Source organism: Streptomyces sp. NPDC049585, assembly GCF_040675615.1.
Taxonomy (GTDB): Bacteria; Actinomycetota; Actinomycetes; order Streptomycetales; family Streptomycetaceae; genus Streptomyces; species Streptomyces luteosporeus.
Genome location: NZ_JBFAPE010000003.1, coordinates 14,016 through 31,586 on the forward strand (window position 1 = coordinate 14,016; position 17,571 = coordinate 31,586).

Consider the following 17,571-nt stretch of genomic DNA (forward strand, 5'->3'; position numbering starts at 1 on the left):
GCGCTGCGGCGCGGGGTAGGTCAGCCGCATGACAGCGCCCGGTACGTCCCCGGACCAAAGATCGTCCCGCCCGCCGGGCGGGACGGTGCCGCCCTACACGGGGCTGGCCGCACGCCGGCCGCGCCACGCGCCCGTGCCGCTCGTGCTCGACCCCGACGCGGTCGAGCTCGGCGGGCCCGTCTTCGGCCGTGCCGACCTCGGGCCGTACGACGACGACCTGACGCGGCAGCACGCCGGCGAGCCGCTGGGGCAGCGCATCACCCTCCACGGCCGCGTCACCGACCGCCGCGGCCGGCCCGTGCGCGGGCAGCTCGTCGAGGTGTGGCAGGCCAACGCCGCCGGCCGCTACGCGCACCCCGCCGACCGCAACCCCGCGCCGCTCGACCCCCACTTCACCGGCGCCGGCCGCTGCCTGACCGACGCCGAGGGCCGCTACCGCTTCACCACCATTCGCCCCGGCCCCTACCCGGTGCCCGGGCCCGGCGACTGGTGGCGCCCGGCCCACGTGCACTTCTCCCTCTTCGGCACGGACTTCACCCAACGCCTGGTCACCCAGATGTACTTCACCGGCGACCCGCTGCTCGGCCAGGACGCGATCCTCGCCGCCGTGCCCGGCGAGGCCGCGCGCCGGCGTCTGCTGGCCGTGCCCGACCCGGCCGAGGAGTGCGGCTTCCGCTGGGACGTCGTCCTCGACGGGCCGTACGCCACCTGGCGCGAGGGGGAGGGCTGACATGCCGCTGCCGGTCACCCCGGGCCAGACCATCGGCCCGTTCTTCACGCTCGGCCTGTCCGTCCCCGACCGTCCCGGTGCGGTCCTGCTGCACGGGTACGTGTACGACGCGGACGGCGTGCCCGTGCCGGACGCGCTGCTGGAGTTCCGGCAGGCCGGACCCCACCTGGTCCGGGCGGCCACCGGCCCCGACGGGCACTACGGGGCGCGCACCTCGCTGCCCGGGGGCCGGCCGTACGCGGCGGTGTGCGTGTTCGCCCGCGGGATGCCGGGGCACCTGTTCACCCGGGCCTACTTCGGCGTACCGGACGGCGACGCGCTGCTGGACCGCCTGCCGTCCGGGCGGCGGGAGACGCTGCTGGCCGTGCGCGAGGCCGGGGACCGGTTCCGCTTCGACGTACGGCTCGGCGGCGCCGCCGAAACGGTCTTCCTCCGGCCGGTGCCCGGCCCGTAACGTGATCGACAAAGGACGAGGGGAGCGGCGATGACGCAGCGGCGGATGGTGGTCGTGGGCGGCGACGCGGCGGGCATGTCCGCCGCGTCACAGGCCCGCCGGCTCAAGGACCAAGGAGAGCTGACCATCACGGCGTTCGAGCGCGGCCGCTTCTCCTCGTACTCCGCCTGCGGCATCCCGTACTGGACGGGCGGGCTCGTCGACGGGCCCGGCGCCCTGGTCGCCCGCACGCCCGAGGAGCACCGCCGGCGCGGCGTCGACCTGCGCATGCGCACCGAGGTGACCGAGCTCGACCTGCCCGGACAGCGTGTCCGCGTCCGCGACCTGACCTCCGGTCAGGAGAGCTGGCACGGCTACGACGACCTGGTCCTGGCCACCGGCGCACGGCCGCTGCGCCCCCCGCTGGAGGGCATCGACGCGCCCGGGGTGCACGGGGTGCAGACCCTCGACGACGGGCAGGCGCTCCTCGCCGGGCTCGACGGGCCGGACGGGGGCCGGGCGGTCGTCATCGGTGCCGGCTACATCGGCGTCGAGATGGCGGAGGCCCTGCTGCGGCGCGGCTACGCGGTCACGGTCGTCGAGAAGGCGTCCCAGCCCATGTCCACGCTCGACCCCGACATGGGCGCGCTCGTACGCAAGGCGATGTGCGGCATGGGCATCGACGTGGTGACCGACACGGCCGTCACCGGCGTGTGCACCGGCCCCGACGGTCGGGTCGCGGCCGTGGCCACCGACGCCGGCGAGTACCCGGCCGACGTGGTCGTCCTCGGCCTCGGCGTCCGCCCCGAGACGTCCCTGGCGGACGCGGCCGGACTGCCGCTGGGGGAGTACGGCGGCCTGCTGACCGACCTCGCGATGCGGGTGCGCGGGCAGGGGAACGTCTGGGCCGGCGGCGACTGCGCCGAGGTCCTGGACCTGGTCTCCGGGCGCATGCGGCACATCGCGCTGGGCACGCACGCCAACAAGCACGGACAGGTCATCGGCACCAACGTCGGCGGCGGCTATGCCACGTTCCCGGGCGTGGTGGGCACCGCCGTCAGCAAGGTCTGCGACCTGGAGATCGCCCGCACGGGCCTGCTGGAGGCCCAGGCGAGCGCCGCGGGCCTGGCGTTCCACGCCGTCACCGTCGAATCCACCAGCCGCGCCGGCTACTACCCCGGCGCCGCATCGATGACGGTCAAAATGCTCGCCGAACGGCGGACGGGACGCCTGCTGGGCGTCCAGATCGTGGGCCGCGAGGGCGCCGCGAAACGCGTGGACGTGGCGGCGGTGGCACTGACGGCGGGCATGACGGTGGAACGGATGACGGCGCTGGACCTGGGCTACGCCCCACCGTTCTCCCCGGTGTGGGACCCGGTCCTGGTGGCGGCGCGGCGCGCCGCCGGCGCGGTGGCGGCGGGCTGAGCCCGGTGGCGGTGCGCCCCTGTGGGGCGCCGTGGATCCGTCGCCGGGGCTAGCGCGCCGTGCGCTCGTGGACGTACTCGACGAGGTGGGTCAGGGCGTCCGGGTCGGTGGACGGCATGACGCCGTGGCCCAGGTTGAAGACGTGGCCCTCCAGGTCGCGCGCCGCGGCCAGGACCTCGTCCGTCTTGGTCTCGACGGCCTCGCGGGGGGCGAAGAGCACGGTCGGGTCCAGGTTGCCCTGCAGGGCCTTGCCGGGGCCGATGCGGCGGGCGGCCTCGTCCAGGGGGACGCGCCAGTCGACGCCCACGACGTCCGCGCCGGCCTCGCCCATGAGGGCGAGCAGTTCGCCGGTGCCCACCCCGAAGTGGATGCGCGGGACGCCGTAGTCGGCGACGGAGGCGAAGACCTCGGAGGAGGCGGGCATGACGTAGCGGCGGTAGTCGGCGGGGGCCAGGGCGCCGGCCCAGGAGTCGAAGAGCTGGACGGCGCTGGCGCCGGCCTCGATCTGCACGCGCAGGAACGCCGAGGTGATGGCCGACAGGCGCCCGACGAGGTCGGCCCACAGCTGCGGGTCGCCGTACATCATGGCCTTGGTGCGCTCGTACGTCCGCGACGGGCCGCCCTCGATGAGGTAGCTGGCGAGGGTGAACGGCGCGCCGGCGAAGCCGATGAGCGGGGTGGCGCCGAGCTCGGCGGTGAGCATGCCGATGGCCTCGGTGACGTACGACACGTCGCCGGGCTCCAGCGGCCGCAGGCGTTCGAGGTCGGCGCGGGTGCGCACCGGGTCGGCCACGACGGGGCCGACGCCCGGCTTGATGTCGAGGTCGATGCCGATGGCCTTCAGCGGCACGACGATGTCGCTGAAGAAGATCGCCGCGTCGACGCCGTGCCGGCGCACCGGCTGCAGGGTGATCTCGGTGACCAGCTCCGGGCGCATGCACGACTCCAGCATCGGCACACCCTCGCGGACCTTGCGGTACTCCGGGAGCGAGCGGCCGGCCTGGCGCATGAACCACACCGGCGTGTGCGGCACCGGCTCACGCCGGCACGCCCGCAGGAAGGCCGAGTCGTGGGCCGCTTCGTGTGCCGCGGTGCGGCCGGTCTGCTGGTGGCTGCGCTCACTCATGCCCCAAATCTTCGCACGGGCCGAACGAGTGACCCGCCCGTGTGGGTGTCCTACCCGGAACCGCGCGCCCTTCCGCCTAGTCTTCCGGGCATGGCTGCGGCGCAGGGACACCTCTCGGACGGTCCGGACGACGCGGATGGGGAGGGCACCCCGTCCGTCTTCCGGCAGGCTGTCGCCGGGCTGCAAGCAGTACGCCTGCGGCCCGAGATCGAGCTGGACGCGACACCGCCGCCCCAGCGGCTCGCCCCGTATTCGTACGCGCTGGAGGCGGCGGTCGTCGTGGACGACGAGGAACTGGCGGACGGGCGGCTGATCCTGCTGCACGACCCCGCCGGGCACGAGGCGTGGGGCGGCACCTTCCGCCTGGTGACGCTGGTGCACGCGGAGCTGGAACCGGAGATGGCGGCCGATCCGCTGCTGCCGGAGGTGTGCTGGTCGTGGCTCACCGGCGCCCTGGAGGCGCGCCGGGTGCCGTACGTGGCGCCCAGCGGCACCGTCACGCGCGCCGGCTCCCACTACTTCGGGGGACTGCGCGAGCGGGAGCCGTCCACGCGCATCGAGATCCGGGCCTCGTGGTCGCCGGCTCCTTCGCCCGCCACGCGGCCGGGCGGCCAGGCCGGGGCGCGGGGCGCGGAGCCGGTGGCGCCGGACACCGGGGCGCATCTGGCGGCGTGGTGCGACCTGCTGTGCCAGATCGCGGGGCTGCCGCCGGGCGGCGGCCCGGAGGCGGGCATCGTGACGCTGCCGCAGCGCCGGGGGCCGCACCCCCGCTGAGCTCCCCCCACCCGCCCCTTCCGACCCGCCGGTCGCGCCTGCGACCGGCGGGTTTCGGTCATTCGGGTGACGAACACGATCGGGCAATCGTCTGTATTGCCCGAATTGTTACTCACCAATTCGTGATCATTCCCTAAAGCCGGGCGGTTCGGTTGCCGAAGCACCTTGTGACCCTTCCGATACGGAACGCCCCGGCTTATCCCCAAGTCGGCACCCGTCCCCGCCACTCCCCCCACCTGGAGGCCTGGTGTCCGTTCTCCTCGAGCAACCCGCTAGCCTCGCCTACCGCCCGAACAAACCGACGGCCATGGTCGTCGTCGCCGACCCCCGGGTCCGCTCCACGGTCACCCGCCATCTGTGGGCGTTGGGCGTGCGCGACGTGATCGAGGCGTCGTCCATCGCGGAGGCCCGGCCGCGCATCGGCAGTCCACGCGACATCTGTGTCGCCGATGTCCACCTTCCCGACGGCTCCGGCCTGACCCTGCTCTCCGAGACCCGCGCCGCAGGCTGGCCCAACGGGCTCGCCCTGTCCGCCGCCGACGACATCGGCGCCGTACGCAACGCCCTCGCCGGTGGCGTCAAGGGCTACGTCGTCACCGGCACCCGCACCAACCTCGGCGTGCCCGGTCGACCCGGCGCCGCCCCCATCGGCTCCGCCGCCGCGCGGATGCAGCGCCGCCCCCCGGGCGCCCCCGGGCACCCCGGCGGCTACCGCGAGCTCTCCGGACGCGAGGTGGAGGTGTTGCGGCTGGTTGCGGAGGGCCAGTCCAACAAGGCCATCGGCGTCTCCATGGGCCTGTCGGCGCTCACCGTCAAGAGCCACCTCGCCCGCATTGCCCGCAAGCTCGGCACCGGCGACCGGGCCGGCATGGTCGCCGTCGCCCTGCGCACCGGCATCATCCACTGAGTCCGCTGGGCCCGCTGGGCCTGCTGGGCCCTCTGAGTCCGCTGAGTCCGCTGAGTCCGCTGAGCCAACCGGGTCCGCCGGGCCCGCGCACAGCGGGCACCGAGGGTGCGCACAGCGCGCCACGAGACGGCCGCGCCCGTCGCCGGAACGTTCCGGCGACGGGCGCTTGCCATGCACAGATACCCTTGACCGGTGACCGACGCCCAAGAGACCGCAGCAGACACGACACTGCGAACCACCGGGGGCGGCCCCCCGGACGACGTCGAACCGGCGCCGATCCCCCTGCTGGAGCCGCGCGAGGGCATCCCCCCGGTGGTCGCCGACGCCGACGCCCTGGACCGGGTGGTCGCGGCCTTCGCCGCGGGCACCGGCCCCGTCGCCGTCGACGCCGAACGCGCCTCCGGCTACCGCTACGGCCAGCGCGCCTACCTCGTCCAGCTGCGCCGCGAAGGCGCCGGCACCGCCCTGATCGACCCCGTCGGCTGCCCCGACCTGACCGCCCTCGGCGAGGCCGTCGGCGACGCGGAGTGGGTGCTGCACGCCGCCACCCAGGACCTGCCGTGCCTGCGCGAGATAGGGATGACGCCGGCCCGGCTCTTCGACACCGAGCTCGCCGGCCGGCTCGCCGGCTTCGCCCGCGTCGGCCTCGGCGCCATGGTCGAGAACGTCCTGGGCTACGCCCTGGAGAAGGGCCACTCCGCCGTCGACTGGTCCACCCGCCCGCTGCCCGAACCGTGGCTGCGCTACGCCGCCCTCGACGTCGAACTCCTGGTCGACCTGCGTGACGCGCTGGAGGCGGAGCTCGAACGCCAGGGCAAGCTGGAGTGGGCCCGCCAGGAGTTCGACGCCATCGCCTCGGCACCGCCGGCCCCGCCCCGCAAGGACCCCTGGCGCCGCACCTCCGGCATGCACAAGGTGCGCCGGCGCCGGCAGATGGCCGTCGTGCGCGAGCTGTGGACCGTACGCGACCGGATCGCCCAGCGGCGCGACGTCTCCCCGGGCAAGGTGCTCGGCGACGCGGCCATCGTCGAGGCCGCCCTCGCCCTGCCGGCCACCGCGCAGGCGCTGGCGGCGCTGCCCGGCTTCGGGCACCGCACCAGCCGCAAGCAGCTGGAGCAGTGGATGGCCGCCGTGGAGCGGGCCCGCGCCCTGCCGGAGTCGGAGCTTCCGCAGCCGGGCCAGCCGCTGACCGGGCCGCCCCCGCCGCGCGCCTGGGCCGACAAGGACCCGGCCGCCGCGGCCCGCCTGGCCGCCGCCCGCACGGCCGTCTCCGAGCTGGCGGAACGGCTGTCCATGCCGCAGGAGAACCTGATCACGCCGGACACGGTGCGCAGGCTGTGCTGGGAGCCGCCGCGCGTGGTGACGGCGGAGGCCGTGGCGGAGATCCTCGTCGGGTACGGGGCGCGGCCGTGGCAGGTCGAGCAGGTGACCCCGGTCCTGGCGAAGGCGCTGGCGGCGCACTGAGCGCGCGCCGGCACGGCAAAGTCCTCGAACGCCGGACGGGCTGCAGCGCAGCCCGTCCGGCGTTCGCGTTGCGGGACCCGCCCCCGCCTCGTGGAATGTGACCTTCGACGCCCCGCCAGGGGGGCTGTGCAGTGTGGTTACCCGCAAGTAGCATGACGGTGTCAGCCCGCACCGCGGCGGAGCCGTATCGGCATGCCCGCGCGCAGCGATCCACCTGGAGGAGAGCCAACGTGCCTCGTACCGCTAGGGACGTCGTCTTCGTCGACGGCGTCCGCACCCCGTTCGGCAAGGCGGGCCCGAAGGGCATCTACCACGAGACCCGCGCCGACGACCTGGTCGTCAAGTGCATCCGGGAACTGCTGCGCCGCAACCCGGACCTGGACCCGGCCCGCATCGACGAGGTCGCCATCGCCGCGACCACGCAGATCGGCGACCAGGGGCTGACCCTGGGCCGCACCGCCGGCATCCTCGCGGGCCTGCCGCAGTCCGTGCCGGGCTACTCCATCGACCGCATGTGCGCCGGTGCGATGACCGCCGTGACGAGCGTGTCGGGCGGCGTGGCCCTCGGCGCGTACGACATCGCCCTCGCCGGCGGTGTCGAGCACATGGGTCGCCACCCCATGGGCGAGGGCGTCGACCCCAACCCGCGCTTCGTCTCCGAGAAGCTGGTGGACGAGTCGGCCCTGTTCATGGGCATGACCGCGGAGAACCTGCACGACCGCCTGCCGCACCTGACCAAGGAGCGCGCCGACGCGTACGCGGTGCGCAGCCAGGAGAAGGCCGCGAAGGCGTACGCCGACGGCAAGATCCAGGCCGACCTGGTGCCGATCTCCATCCGCCGCACGTCCCCCGAGGGCGGCGAGACGGGCTGGGGCCTGGCCACGGCGGACGAGCCGATGCGCCCGGGCACCACGCTGGAGAACCTGGCGAACCTCAAGACCCCCTTCCGTCCGCACGGCCGGGTCACCGCGGGCAACGCGGCCGGTCTCAACGACGGTGCCACCGCCTCCCTGATCGCCGCCGAGGACGTCGCGCGCGAGCTGGGCCTGCCGGTGAAGATGCGCCTGGTCTCCTACGCCTTCGCCGGCGTGGAGCCGGAGGTCATGGGCATCGGCCCGGTGCCGGCCACCGAGAAGGCGCTGGCCAAGGCCGGTCTGACGATCGACGACATCGGTCTCTTCGAGATCAACGAGGCCTTCGCCGTCCAGGTCCTGTCGCTGCTGGACCACTACGGCATCGCCGACGACGACCCGCGCGTCAACCAGTACGGCGGCGCCATCGCCTTCGGCCACCCGCTGGCCTCCTCCGGCGTCCGTCTGATGACGCAGCTGGCCCGCCAGTTCGAGGAGCAGCCGCACGTCCGCTACGGCATCACCTCGATGTGCGTCGGCTTCGGCATGGGCGGCACGGTCATCTGGGAGAACCCGCACTTCGACGGAGGCAACAAGTGAGCACCACCGCTGAGCTCCTGAAGGGCGCGGCCGAGCTGTTCCCCGACGAGGTCGTCACCCAGGCGCACGTGCGCCACCTCGACCTTCCGGGCGCGGGCCGCTTCGCGCTCATCACGCTGGACAACGGCCTGGACCACACCAAGCCGACCACCTTCGGCCCGCAGTCCCTCGCCAACCTCAACGCCGCGATCGACCAGGTCGAGGCGGAGGCGAAGGACGGCTCGATCGTCGGCGTCGGTATCACCGGCAAGCCGTTCATCTTCGCCGTCGGCGCCGACCTCAAGGGCGTCGAGCTGCTGAAGAAGCACGAGGAGGCCCTGGCCATCGGCAAGGGCGGCCACGACGTCTTCAAGCGCCTGTCCTCGCTGGCCGTGCCCACCTTCGCGTACTACAACGGTGCGGCCATGGGCGGCGGCGTCGAGGTCGGCCTGCACTGCACCTACCGCACCGTCTCCAAGGCGATCCCCGCCTTCTCCCTGCCCGAGGTCTTCCTGGGCCTCGTCCCGGGCTGGGGCGGCTGCACCCTGCTGCCGAACATCATCGGCGCGGACCGCGCGGTCTCGGTCATCATCGAGAACTCGCTCAACCAGAACCGCCAGCTCAAGGGCAAGCAGGTCTTCGAGCTCGGTATCGCCGACGCGCTCTTCGAGGGCGCGGACTTCCTGGAGCAGTCGCTGCTGTGGACGGCCTCCGTCCTCAAGGGCGACACCGAGGTCGTGCGGGCCGAGGTCGACCGCGGTGAGGCGTGGGACCGGGCCGTCGAGCGCGGCCGCGCCTTCGCCGACTCCAAGGTGCACGGCGCGGCCCCGGCCGCCTACCGGGCCCTCGACATCATCGCCGCCGCCAAGAACGGCGACCTGCGCCAGGGCTTCGACGCCGAGGACCAGGCCCTCGCGGACCTGATCATGGGCGGCGAGCTGCGCAGCGGCATCTACGCCTTCAACCTGGTGCAGAAGCGCGGCAAGCGCCCCGCCGGTGCCCCGGACAAGTCGCTGGCCCGCCCGGTCAACAAGGTCGGCGTCGTCGGCGCCGGCCTGATGGCCTCGCAGCTGGCGCTGCTGTTCGCCCGCCGTCTGGAGGTGCCGGTCGTGCTGACCGACATCGACCAGGAGCGCGTGGACAAGGGCGTCGCCTACGTCCACGGCGAGATCGACAAGCTGCTGCTCAAGGGCCGCATCAACCAGGACAAGGCCAACCGCCTCAAGGCCGCGGTGACCGGCTCCCTGGACAAGGCCGCCGCCTTCGGCGACGCCGACTTCGTCATCGAGGCCGTCTTCGAGGAGATGGGCGTCAAGCAGCAGGTGTTCGCGGAGGTCGAGGCGGTGGTCCCCGAGACCGCGATCCTCGCCACCAACACCTCCTCGCTGTCGGTGTCGGAGATGGCCTCCAAGCTCAAGCACCCCGAGCGGGTCGTGGGCTTCCACTTCTTCAACCCCGTCGCGATCCTGCCGCTGCTGGAGATCGTCCGCGGTGAGCGGACCGACGACGCCGCGCTGGCCACCGCCTTCGGCGTGGCCAAGAAGCTGAAGAAGACCGCGGTGCTGGTCAAGGACGCCCCGGCGTTCGTGGTCAACCGCATCCTGGTCCGCTTCATGGGCGAGATCCAGAACGTCATCGACGAGGGCACCCCGGTCGCGGTGGCCGAGAAGGCCGTCGAGCCGCTCGGTCTGCCGATGTCGCCGCTGGTGCTGCTGGAGCTGGTCGGCCCGGCGATCGGCCTGCACGTCTCCGAGACGCTGGCCGGCGCGTTCCCCGACCGCTTCAAGGTCTCCCCGAACCTCGCGGCCGTGGTCAAGGCCGGCAAGCGCGGCTTCTACGTCTACGACTCCGGCAAGCCGGAGCTGGACCCCGAGGTGGCGGCGCTGCTGCAGCAGGGCGACGTCGTCCTGACCGAGGAGCAGGTCCGCAACCGCGTCATGGACGCGGTCGCCGAGGAGATCGGCCTGATGCTGCAGGAGGGCGTCGTCGCCGAGTCGCAGGACATCGACCTGTGCCTGATCACCGGCGCCGGCTGGCCCTTCCACCTGGGCGGCGTCACGCCGTACCTGGACCGTGAGGGCGTCTCCGAGCGCGTGAACGGCAAGCGCTTCCTGCCGCAGGGCGTGGCGAGCGTCCCGGCGTAGCCGAAGTGGTACCCGGACGGGGCCCGGTCGCGCGGCGACCGGGCCCCGTCCCGTACCGGAACACTGGTGAGGCCCCGCGGTCGGGGGGACGCCGCGGGGCCTCACCGCGTTCAACGGGTGGGCGAATGGGTTGGTTCCCGCACTTCTGCGGCAGTATGGCGGGTGGGGGGTGATGGGCGTGCGAGAGCGGCCGGAAGCGAAGCGCAGCGCCAACGGGAGGGTCTACGACCCGGACAGGCTCTTCCTGCCACCCGACGACGACCTCGCCCCGAACCGGCCGGGCGAGACGCTGCGCGCCCGGCTGGAGGCCTCGCGCCGCGGCCGGCTGTCCCTGGCCCTGGCCCGGCTGCTGGGCCGGCGGCCGGTGGAGGACTCCTGGCGCAGGTCGCTGGCCGCCGAAGTGCGGGTCGGGGCACAACTGGAGGGGCTCACCCCGGGCGGCTGGGAGGTCGTGCACTCCCTCGTGCTGCCCGGGGACGCCGTCATCCCGCACCTGCTGATCGGCCCCGGCGGCGTCTTCTGCGTCCAGACCGAGCCCGTGCCGGCGACGCACGTCGAGGTGGGCGAGGACGAGGTACGGGTGGGGCGCGAGCGGCAGCCGCGCCCCTGCGTACGGCGGGCCCGGCGCGGCGCGCAGCGCTGCGCCCCGGTGCTCTCGCGCTGCTGCGGCTACCCGGTGCCGGTGCGGGCCGTGCTGGTGCTGGCCGGAGCGGCCGAGGCCCGGGTGACGCCGGCGCTGCGCGACGTACGGGTGCTGCGCGAGGACGAGGTGGCGGCCGGCCTGGGAACCCTGGGCGGGGTGTTGCGCCCGGACCGGGTGGACCGGATCCACACCGTGGCACGCAACCGCCGGGTGTGGTTCGCCGCCTGAAGAGGTGGAGCCCGCATATTCCGCTTGTGGCAGACTCGGCCCGAAATCGAGTAAGAGATCCAGCGATGGATGTTCGGGCGAGGGCAGGTTCAACCGGTGGTGGCAGAACAGGGCAGTGCGCACGGCCGAAACCACTCCACCGGCTCGCGCGGCCGGCGTGCCCGGCCCCGTACGGACCCGCCCGCGCTGCGACGGCTGAAACGGTTCGCCTCGCTGGGCCTCTGGAAGCGCCTCAAGCCCGCCTACCCCCGCCCGGGGAAGAAGGGCTTCCGCCGCTGGGTGCCGTCGTGGCGTCAGACGCTGGGGCTCCTCGGCTCCTTCGCCGGCACCGCGATCACCCTTTTCGGCATCCTCTACGCGACCACGGACATACCCGACGATCTCAACGCCTTCGCCACCCAGCAGGACAACGTCTACTACTGGGCCGACGGCACCGAGATGGCCCGCACCGGCCCCGTCGACCGCCAGGACACCACCCTGGAGAAGATCCCGGAGAAGGTCCGCTGGGCTGCCCTCGCCGCGGAGAACGAGACGTTCTACTCCGACGACGGCGTCTCCGTCAGCGGCATGACCCGCGCCGCCACCCGCATGCTCACCGGCGGCGACACCCAGGGCGGCTCCACCATCACCCAGCAGTACGTCAAGAACGCCTACCTCAACCAGCGGCAGACGCTCACCCGCAAGCTCACCGAGATGATCATCGCGATCAAGCTCGACGACAAGCTGAGCAAGAACGACATCCTCCAGGGCTACCTCAACACCAGCTGGTACGGGCGCGGCAGCTACGGCATCCAGCGCGCCGCCCACGCCTACTACGGCAAGGACGTCTCCCAGCTCAACCCCAGCGAGGGCGCCTTCCTCGCCTCCCTCCTCAAGGGAGCCGCCCTGTACGACCCGGCCATGGGCCCGAAGAACCACGAGCGCGCCGTCGAGCGCTGGAAGTGGATCCTCGACCGCATGGTCGCCATCGGCAAACTCTCGCCCGCCGAGCGCGCCGGCTACACCACCTTCCCCGAGCCCAGGACACCACCCAAGCCGAAGGGGCTCACCGGCCAGGTCGGCTACCTCGTCGACACCGCCCGCGCCTACGTCAGCGCCCACAGCGACGTCTCCGACGCCGAATTCGACCTCGGCGGCTACCAGATCCGCACCACCTTCGAGAAGCCCAAGGTCGAGGCGCTGGACAAGGCGGTGGCCGCGGTGCGCGAGAAGCTCGACCCCGCCAACCGCGAGATCGACCGCGACGTGCGCATCGGCGCCGCCTCCGTCACCACCGACGGGCGCATCGTCGCCCTCCAGGGCGGACCGGACTACCTCAAGCAGGGCTTCAACGATGCCAACTCCACCGTCGTCCCGGCCGGCACCGCCTTCGCCCCCTTCGTCTATGCCTCCGCCCTCACCAACGGCATCCAGCGCGAACGCGGTGCCACCCGCACCCCCGTGACCCCCGCCACCGTCTACGACGGCAACGACAAGATCGCCGTGCGCACGCCCGAGGGCCCCTACTGGGACCGCTCCGGCAAGATCGTCAAGGCGCGCAACGACGACGGCAGGTCATGGGGGAAGATCTCCCTGAAGGAAGCGGTCGCCCAGTCCGTGAACTCCCCGATCATGCAGCTCGGCATGGATGTGGGACTCGACCGCGTCAGCCGCACCGCCGTCCAGGCCGGACTGCTTCCCGAGAGCCTCGGCCCCCAGGTGCCCGCCTTCTCCTTGGGCACCACCCGCCCCAGCGCCATCCGCATGGCCAGCGCCTACGCCACGTTCGCCGGCAAGGGGATGCACACCGAGCCGTACTCCGTCTCCGCGCTCAGCCGCAACGGCGACCCGGTGCCCGTGGAGAAGCCCGCCGCCCAGCGCGCCCTGACCGCCGGCGCGGCCGGGGCCGTCGACGACGCCCTGCACGAGTCCGTCCAGCGCGGCAGCGCGGTCGCCGCCAAGGCCGCCGGCCCCGGAGCGGCCGGCAAGAGCGGCACCGGCCCGGACAACAAGTCGGCCTGGTTCGCCGGCTACCGCGGCACCGTCGCCACCGCCGTCTCCCTCTCCCGCATCGACCCCAAGAGCCAGGAGCTGCTGCCCCTGGACGGGCTGGGCGGCGTCAAGGCCGCCCAGGGCAGCCCTTACCCGCTGCAGATCTGGACGGCCTACATGGGCACGTCGTAGGGACTGCCGCAGGGCCTGCCGCAGGGCTCGCCGGGGCGGTCTATTTCAGGAACGTCTTCCAGTCCGGCGCCTGCGCCGGATCCAGGGTGCGCAGCTTCGCGAGGACCTTCGGGTCCTGGGCGTCCATCCAGTCGGCGACCTGCCGGAAGGACACGCAGCGCACCCCGTCCCGCTTGCACACCGACTTCATGACGTCCTCCACGGCCTTCATGTAGATGCCGTCGTTCCAGTCCTCGAAGTGGTTGCCGATGAACAGGGGCGCCCGGCTGCCGTTGTAGACGCGCTCGAAACCGTTGAGGTAGCCGTCCCGCGTCAGCTTCCGCCACTCGTCGTACTTCGCCGGATCGCCCTTGGTGTTGTCACCGGACTGGTTGAAGAGGAAGTTGAAGTCCATGGACAGGACCTGCTTGTCGCTCTTGGGGTAGGGCAGCAGCTGCAGCGGGAAGTTCCACATGCCGTCGACCTTCGACGGCCACAGCTGGAAGTCGCCGGGCGAGCTCGCGTCGTAGCGCCAGCCGAACTCCTTGGCCGCCGTCAGCAGGTTCTTCTGCCCCTCCAGGCACGGCGCGCGGCCGCCCACCAGTTCCTTCTTGTAGTCGAAGGGCAGCGGGGGCAGGTCCTTGTAGCCGGTGTTCGTCTTCCAGTTCTCCACGAACGCGTACGACTGCTCGATCTCGCTCTTCCACTCCTGCGGGCTCCAGTCCCCGCCGCCCTTGGCGCCGCAGAAGTGCCCGTTGAAGTGGGTGCCTATCTCGTTGCCGGCGAGCCAGGCCGTGCGCAGCTGCCCCAGGGTGTCCTTGATGTGCTCGTCGGTCGCGTACGATATCGCCGCCTCGCCGGGCTTGTGCTGCGGCGGCTTGTACAGCGTCGCCTTCGACTTCGGCAGCAGGTACATGCCGGTCAGGAAGAACGTCATCTGTGCGTTGTTCGCCTTGGCGATCCGGCTGAAGTGCGAGAAGAGGTGGTCGTCGCCCTCCAGCGCGCCGTCCCACGAGAACACCACGAACTGCGGGGGCTTCTCGCCGGGCTTGAGCTTCTCCGGCTTGGGCACGTTCGGCTGCGGACCGGTGTAGGACGTCGACCCGTCGCCGAGGACGTGGACCTTGCCGTCCCAGACCTCCTCCGGCTTCTTGCCGCCGTTGGCCTCGCTGTTCGCCCCGGCCTGCGCGGAGGCCGACGCCCCCGCCGCGCGCGCACCGTCCCCGTCGCCGTCACCGCGCATCAGGCCGACCACCAGGGCCGTCACGACGCACAGGGAGCCCAGAGCCGTCGGGACGTAGACAGACCTCTTCAGCAACTTCGCACTCCCTGGCGACGGTACAGGTGTTCAGGCCGCCAGTATCACAGGCCGGTCCGACAACTCCGCAGGGAAGGGTGGTCCGCGGCCACGGTGCCCGAGCCGAGGGCGATCACGGTTCCGGCGGGCCGACCGCCCGCACCCGCCTGATCAGCCCGGACCGGGACCGCAATCGCCGGACGCCTGCTTCGCGGCACGGCGGTACTCGGCGTTGATGCGCTGGGCCTCCTCGAGCTGGTCCTCAAGGATGACGATGCGGCAGGCGGCCTCGATCGGGGTTCCCCTGTCGACGAGCTCGCGGGCGCGGGCGGCGATCCGCAGCTGGTAGCGGGAGTACCGGCGATGTCCGCCTTCCGAGCGCAGCGGAGTGATCAGACGAGCCTCACCGATGGCACGCAGGAAGGCAGGGGTCGTGCCGAGCATTGCGGCGGCCCGGCCCATGGTGTACGCGGGGTAGTCGTCGTCGTCCAGGCGGTCGCTGAGTGGAATGTCTGCTGTCATGTCACCTCGTTGTGCAACGCGTCGAAGGGCCCCGGCGCCGTACGGCACCAGGGCCCCGCAGGGAATTCAACACCATCCGGCGACCCCCACATGGCGCCGCCCCTCTTGTCCCGGCTGCGGGCGGCGAGGAGACGGAACGACGACAAGGGCCCTGCCGACGTGGGTCGGCAGGGCCCTTGCCGGGTCCCTGATGGCGGTTTTCCGCCTGCTCACGCCTCCGGTGGGACGATGCCCCCGAACAGCGTCGACGCGGCTTCGAGCGGGGTGGGGACACCCGCGGGGGCGGCCTCGGGGTGTTCGTGGCAGGTGAAGCCGAGACGGGTCATGGCCCGGACGACCTCGCCGCTGGTGAAGTCGCGGCGGTCCTGCCGGGTGATGACCTGGCCCACTTGCTTGACCGGGTAGCGGCGGCGGCCGATGGTCACGGACTCACCCGTGACGGTCTCGGGCGTGACGCCCTTCATCGAGGCCATCACCCCGCTCTTGGTCAGATCGAACGGGTACCGGGCGATGACACAGCGCATGATGCCTCACAGGGGAAGAAGTACGGCGGGCTGACCTGGCGAGAGGGACGGTCCGGCGAGGACGTCACGGAGACGGGGTGTGGGCACGCTTCATGCGGAACCTTCCTCGGCGAGGCGCGCAGCAAGGAATTCCCGCAGCGGATGAGCGGCGCAGAGAATCTCGAGAGACGAGCCGGATGCGAAGGGGGCCGAGCCTGAGTGGGGGGAATGCGGCACCCGTCGCCGGATGCGGTGGAGCCTTTCCGGCTTTCCGCCACACGCCCCGAAAAGCAGCGAGCCGGGACCCGCACCCCAGAGGTGCGGGCCCCAGCTGCGAAGTGATGCGTCAGCGCCGATGTCAGACGAGAACGATGTTCTCGGCCGTCGGGCCCTTCTGGCCCTGCGCGATGTCGAACGACACCTTCTGGCCTTCCAGCAGCTCGCGGAAGCCCTGGGCGGAGATGTTCGAGTAGTGGGCGAAGACGTCGGCGCCGCCGCCGTCCTGCTCGATGAAGCCGAAGCCCTTTTCCGCGTTGAACCACTTCACGGTGCCGGTAGCCATGTCATTTCTCCTTGGGAGACGGTGTCAGGAAATCACCCTGTGTGAATTCCATGTCGCCGTGATGATCACCCTGTCGGAAATGAACCTTCTGGCAACCACACCTGCAACTGCGTCGACAGTAGCACGGTGCGATCGGCCCTGCAGGGTAAATAATTCCGCTCCGGTCGGCGGTCGAGGAATACTCGCCGGGCCCCACACCTATTCCTCATGTCACGGGAACAGATATTGGCCCCCGCGGGGGCGGCCTTTTCTGCCGCGCACCTCGTTGTCGGGAGGTCGTGCTCCTTCCGGCCGGAGACGGTGCCCTGGCGGTGGTCAGCCCCCTCTGGTGATCACCGGCTTGCGGGTCCCCCCCCGGACAGCACGCCCGGGGGTGCACGCCCCGCGAGGGCCCGAGCGGTCCGTGCCGGCAACGCCGCTCCGGGGACCCGGCCCGTGGACTCACTCTCCCGGGTGTATGCGCAGGAGAACTTCGTTCGTCACCCTTGAAGGAAATCTGTCGTGGCAACCGTAGACATTCGCTCGCCGTGGAGCTACCGTTTTCCTTGTACCCAGGAAGTCAACGTGGGCACGGCAGAGACGAACTGCCGTGCGAGCAGGTCAAGTAGTAGGACAACCGCGCAACCGAAAGTAAGGAGCGATCAGCCGCCATCAGGATCGCCCGGGCGAGGAAGAGGAAGGTGTCCGCCCGGGTACCGCAGGCCCCGGATTGGAAGGTGGTCCCCGGTCACGCATCCGCGATCCCCGCAGCCCCGCCCTCCCAGGCGGTCCCTGCGGACAAAGAAGGCCGGCGCAGTAGGCCGGTAGATGGTGTTGAAAGCTCGGGGCCCGGGTGCCGTACGGCACCCGGGCCCCCCGACGCGTCCTCCGGAAGAAGAGGTCTATGCCCCCTCGCAGTACCCGCCCCGTCGACAACCTCGACGACGACGACTATCCCGCCTACACCATGGGCCGGGCCGCCGACATGCTCGGCACCACCCCCGCCTTCCTCCGCGCCCTCGGCGAACACCGCCTGATCACCCCGCTGCGCTCCGAGGGCGGCCACCGCCGCTACTCCCGCTACCAGCTGCGCATCGCCGCCCGAGCCCGCGAACTCGTCGACCAGGGCACCCCGATCGAGGCCGCCTGCCGCATCGTCATCCTCGAAGACCAACTCGAGGAAGCCCAGCGCATCAACGAGCACCTGCGCGCCCAACGCACCGAGCCGCAGCCGAAGAGCGCACCCTGAGTGCCGCCGCCGA

At 72.1% G+C, this 17,571-nt stretch carries 16 protein-coding genes; 11 read left to right on the plus strand and 5 right to left on the minus strand.

Annotated elements, in window-relative coordinates; translation table 11 throughout:
• The first annotated feature begins 28 nt into the window (after positions 1–28).
• The 3 genes from AB0K17_RS04360 to AB0K17_RS04370 are packed head-to-tail and all read left to right on the plus strand — an operon-like array spanning position 29 to position 2,588.
• The gene (locus tag AB0K17_RS04360) at positions 29–730 is read left to right on the plus strand and encodes a protocatechuate 3,4-dioxygenase subunit beta (RefSeq protein WP_365982059.1); all 702 of its coding nucleotides are present in this window, start codon (positions 29–31) and stop codon (positions 728–730) included.
• Between the two features lies 1 nt (position 731).
• Positions 732–1,184 carry a protocatechuate 3,4-dioxygenase subunit alpha gene (locus tag AB0K17_RS04365; protein WP_365982060.1) on the plus strand — a complete coding sequence of 151 codons (453 nt, stop codon included), beginning with the start codon at positions 732–734 and terminating at the stop codon, positions 1,182–1,184.
• Positions 1,185–1,214: 30 nt separating this feature from the next.
• Positions 1,215–2,588: an FAD-dependent oxidoreductase gene (locus tag AB0K17_RS04370; protein WP_365982061.1), complete on the plus strand. Its 1,374-nt coding sequence runs from the start codon at positions 1,215–1,217 to the stop codon at positions 2,586–2,588.
• Positions 2,589–2,637: 49 nt separating this feature from the next.
• Here the strand turns inward: AB0K17_RS04370 and hemE are convergent, their stop codons facing one another.
• A complete protein-coding gene (gene hemE / locus AB0K17_RS04375; protein ID WP_365967044.1) occupies positions 2,638–3,714 on the minus strand; it encodes a uroporphyrinogen decarboxylase in 1,077 nt (358 codons plus the stop codon).
• Positions 3,715–3,804: 90 nt separating this feature from the next.
• Here hemE and AB0K17_RS04380 point away from each other — a divergent pair, with 90 nt between their 5' ends.
• The 7 genes from AB0K17_RS04380 (at position 3,805) to AB0K17_RS04410 (ending at position 13,467) form a co-directional block, all read left to right on the plus strand.
• Positions 3,805–4,488: a DUF3000 domain-containing protein gene (locus tag AB0K17_RS04380; protein ID WP_365967043.1), complete on the plus strand. Its 684-nt coding sequence runs from the start codon at positions 3,805–3,807 to the stop codon at positions 4,486–4,488.
• Positions 4,489–4,735: 247 nt separating this feature from the next.
• A complete protein-coding gene (locus tag AB0K17_RS04385) occupies positions 4,736–5,395 on the plus strand; it encodes a response regulator transcription factor (protein ID WP_071963467.1) in 660 nt (219 codons plus the stop codon).
• 192 nt (positions 5,396–5,587) lie between these two features.
• Positions 5,588–6,859 (plus strand): ribonuclease D, encoded by a 1,272-nt coding sequence (locus AB0K17_RS04390; RefSeq protein ID WP_365967042.1) that lies wholly within the window; start codon positions 5,588–5,590, stop codon positions 6,857–6,859.
• Positions 6,860–7,089: 230 nt separating this feature from the next.
• The gene (locus tag AB0K17_RS04395; protein ID WP_365982062.1) at positions 7,090–8,310 is read left to right on the plus strand and encodes an acetyl-CoA C-acyltransferase; all 1,221 of its coding nucleotides are present in this window, start codon (positions 7,090–7,092) and stop codon (positions 8,308–8,310) included.
• Positions 8,307–10,433 (plus strand): 3-hydroxyacyl-CoA dehydrogenase NAD-binding domain-containing protein, encoded by a 2,127-nt coding sequence (locus AB0K17_RS04400; protein ID WP_365982063.1) that lies wholly within the window; start codon positions 8,307–8,309, stop codon positions 10,431–10,433. Before AB0K17_RS04395 ends, AB0K17_RS04400 begins: the two co-directional genes overlap by 4 nt.
• 178 nt (positions 10,434–10,611) lie before the next feature.
• Entirely contained in the window at positions 10,612–11,304 is a 693-nt protein-coding gene (locus AB0K17_RS04405) for a nuclease-related domain-containing protein (RefSeq protein WP_365982064.1), read from the plus strand.
• A 96-nt stretch (positions 11,305–11,400) separates the two neighbouring features.
• Entirely contained in the window at positions 11,401–13,467 is a 2,067-nt protein-coding gene (locus tag AB0K17_RS04410) for a transglycosylase domain-containing protein (protein ID WP_365982065.1), read from the plus strand.
• A 40-nt stretch (positions 13,468–13,507) separates the two neighbouring features.
• Here AB0K17_RS04410 and AB0K17_RS04415 read toward each other — a convergent pair whose 3' ends face one another.
• From AB0K17_RS04415 to AB0K17_RS04430, 4 genes are all read right to left on the minus strand, one after another.
• Complete coding sequence (locus tag AB0K17_RS04415; RefSeq protein WP_365967037.1) at positions 13,508–14,764, minus strand: hypothetical protein; 1,257 nt, start codon at positions 14,762–14,764, stop codon at positions 13,508–13,510.
• A gap of 150 nt (positions 14,765–14,914) precedes the next feature.
• The gene (locus AB0K17_RS04420; protein ID WP_365967036.1) at positions 14,915–15,265 is read right to left on the minus strand and encodes a MerR family transcriptional regulator; all 351 of its coding nucleotides are present in this window, start codon (positions 15,263–15,265) and stop codon (positions 14,915–14,917) included.
• Between the two features lie 209 nt (positions 15,266–15,474).
• The gene (locus AB0K17_RS04425; RefSeq protein ID WP_365967035.1) at positions 15,475–15,789 is read right to left on the minus strand and encodes an SCO5918 family protein; all 315 of its coding nucleotides are present in this window, start codon (positions 15,787–15,789) and stop codon (positions 15,475–15,477) included.
• A 337-nt stretch (positions 15,790–16,126) separates the two neighbouring features.
• On the minus strand, positions 16,127–16,330 hold the full coding sequence (locus AB0K17_RS04430; protein WP_338781459.1) for a cold-shock protein: 204 nt from the start codon (positions 16,328–16,330) through the stop codon (positions 16,127–16,129).
• Between the two features lie 883 nt (positions 16,331–17,213).
• Here AB0K17_RS04430 and AB0K17_RS04435 point away from each other — a divergent pair.
• Positions 17,214–17,558, plus strand: a complete 345-nt coding sequence (locus tag AB0K17_RS04435) for a MerR family transcriptional regulator (protein WP_365967034.1) — start codon at positions 17,214–17,216, stop codon at positions 17,556–17,558.
• Positions 17,559–17,571: the final 13 nt, after the last annotated feature.

What these genes read in the sequence shown, in the direction of transcription:
- AB0K17_RS04360 (WP_365982059.1), top strand. Translation starts at nt 29, where the DNA reads ATGACAGCGCCCGGTACGTCCCCGGACCAAAGATCGTCCCGCCCGCCG.
- AB0K17_RS04365 (WP_365982060.1), top strand. Translation starts at nt 732, where the DNA reads ATGCCGCTGCCGGTCACCCCGGGCCAGACCATCGGCCCGTTCTTCACG.
- AB0K17_RS04370 (WP_365982061.1), top strand. Translation starts at nt 1,215, where the DNA reads ATGACGCAGCGGCGGATGGTGGTCGTGGGCGGCGACGCGGCGGGCATG.
- hemE (WP_365967044.1), bottom strand. Translation starts at nt 3,714, where the DNA reads ATGAGTGAGCGCAGCCACCAGCAGACCGGCCGCACCGCGGCACACGAA.
- AB0K17_RS04380 (WP_365967043.1), top strand. Translation starts at nt 3,805, where the DNA reads ATGGCTGCGGCGCAGGGACACCTCTCGGACGGTCCGGACGACGCGGAT.
- AB0K17_RS04420 (WP_365967036.1), bottom strand. Translation starts at nt 15,265, where the DNA reads ATGACAGCAGACATTCCACTCAGCGACCGCCTGGACGACGACGACTAC.
- AB0K17_RS04425 (WP_365967035.1), bottom strand. Translation starts at nt 15,789, where the DNA reads ATGCGCTGTGTCATCGCCCGGTACCCGTTCGATCTGACCAAGAGCGGG.
- AB0K17_RS04430 (WP_338781459.1), bottom strand. Translation starts at nt 16,330, where the DNA reads ATGGCTACCGGCACCGTGAAGTGGTTCAACGCGGAAAAGGGCTTCGGC.
- AB0K17_RS04435 (WP_365967034.1), top strand. Translation starts at nt 17,214, where the DNA reads ATGCCCCCTCGCAGTACCCGCCCCGTCGACAACCTCGACGACGACGAC.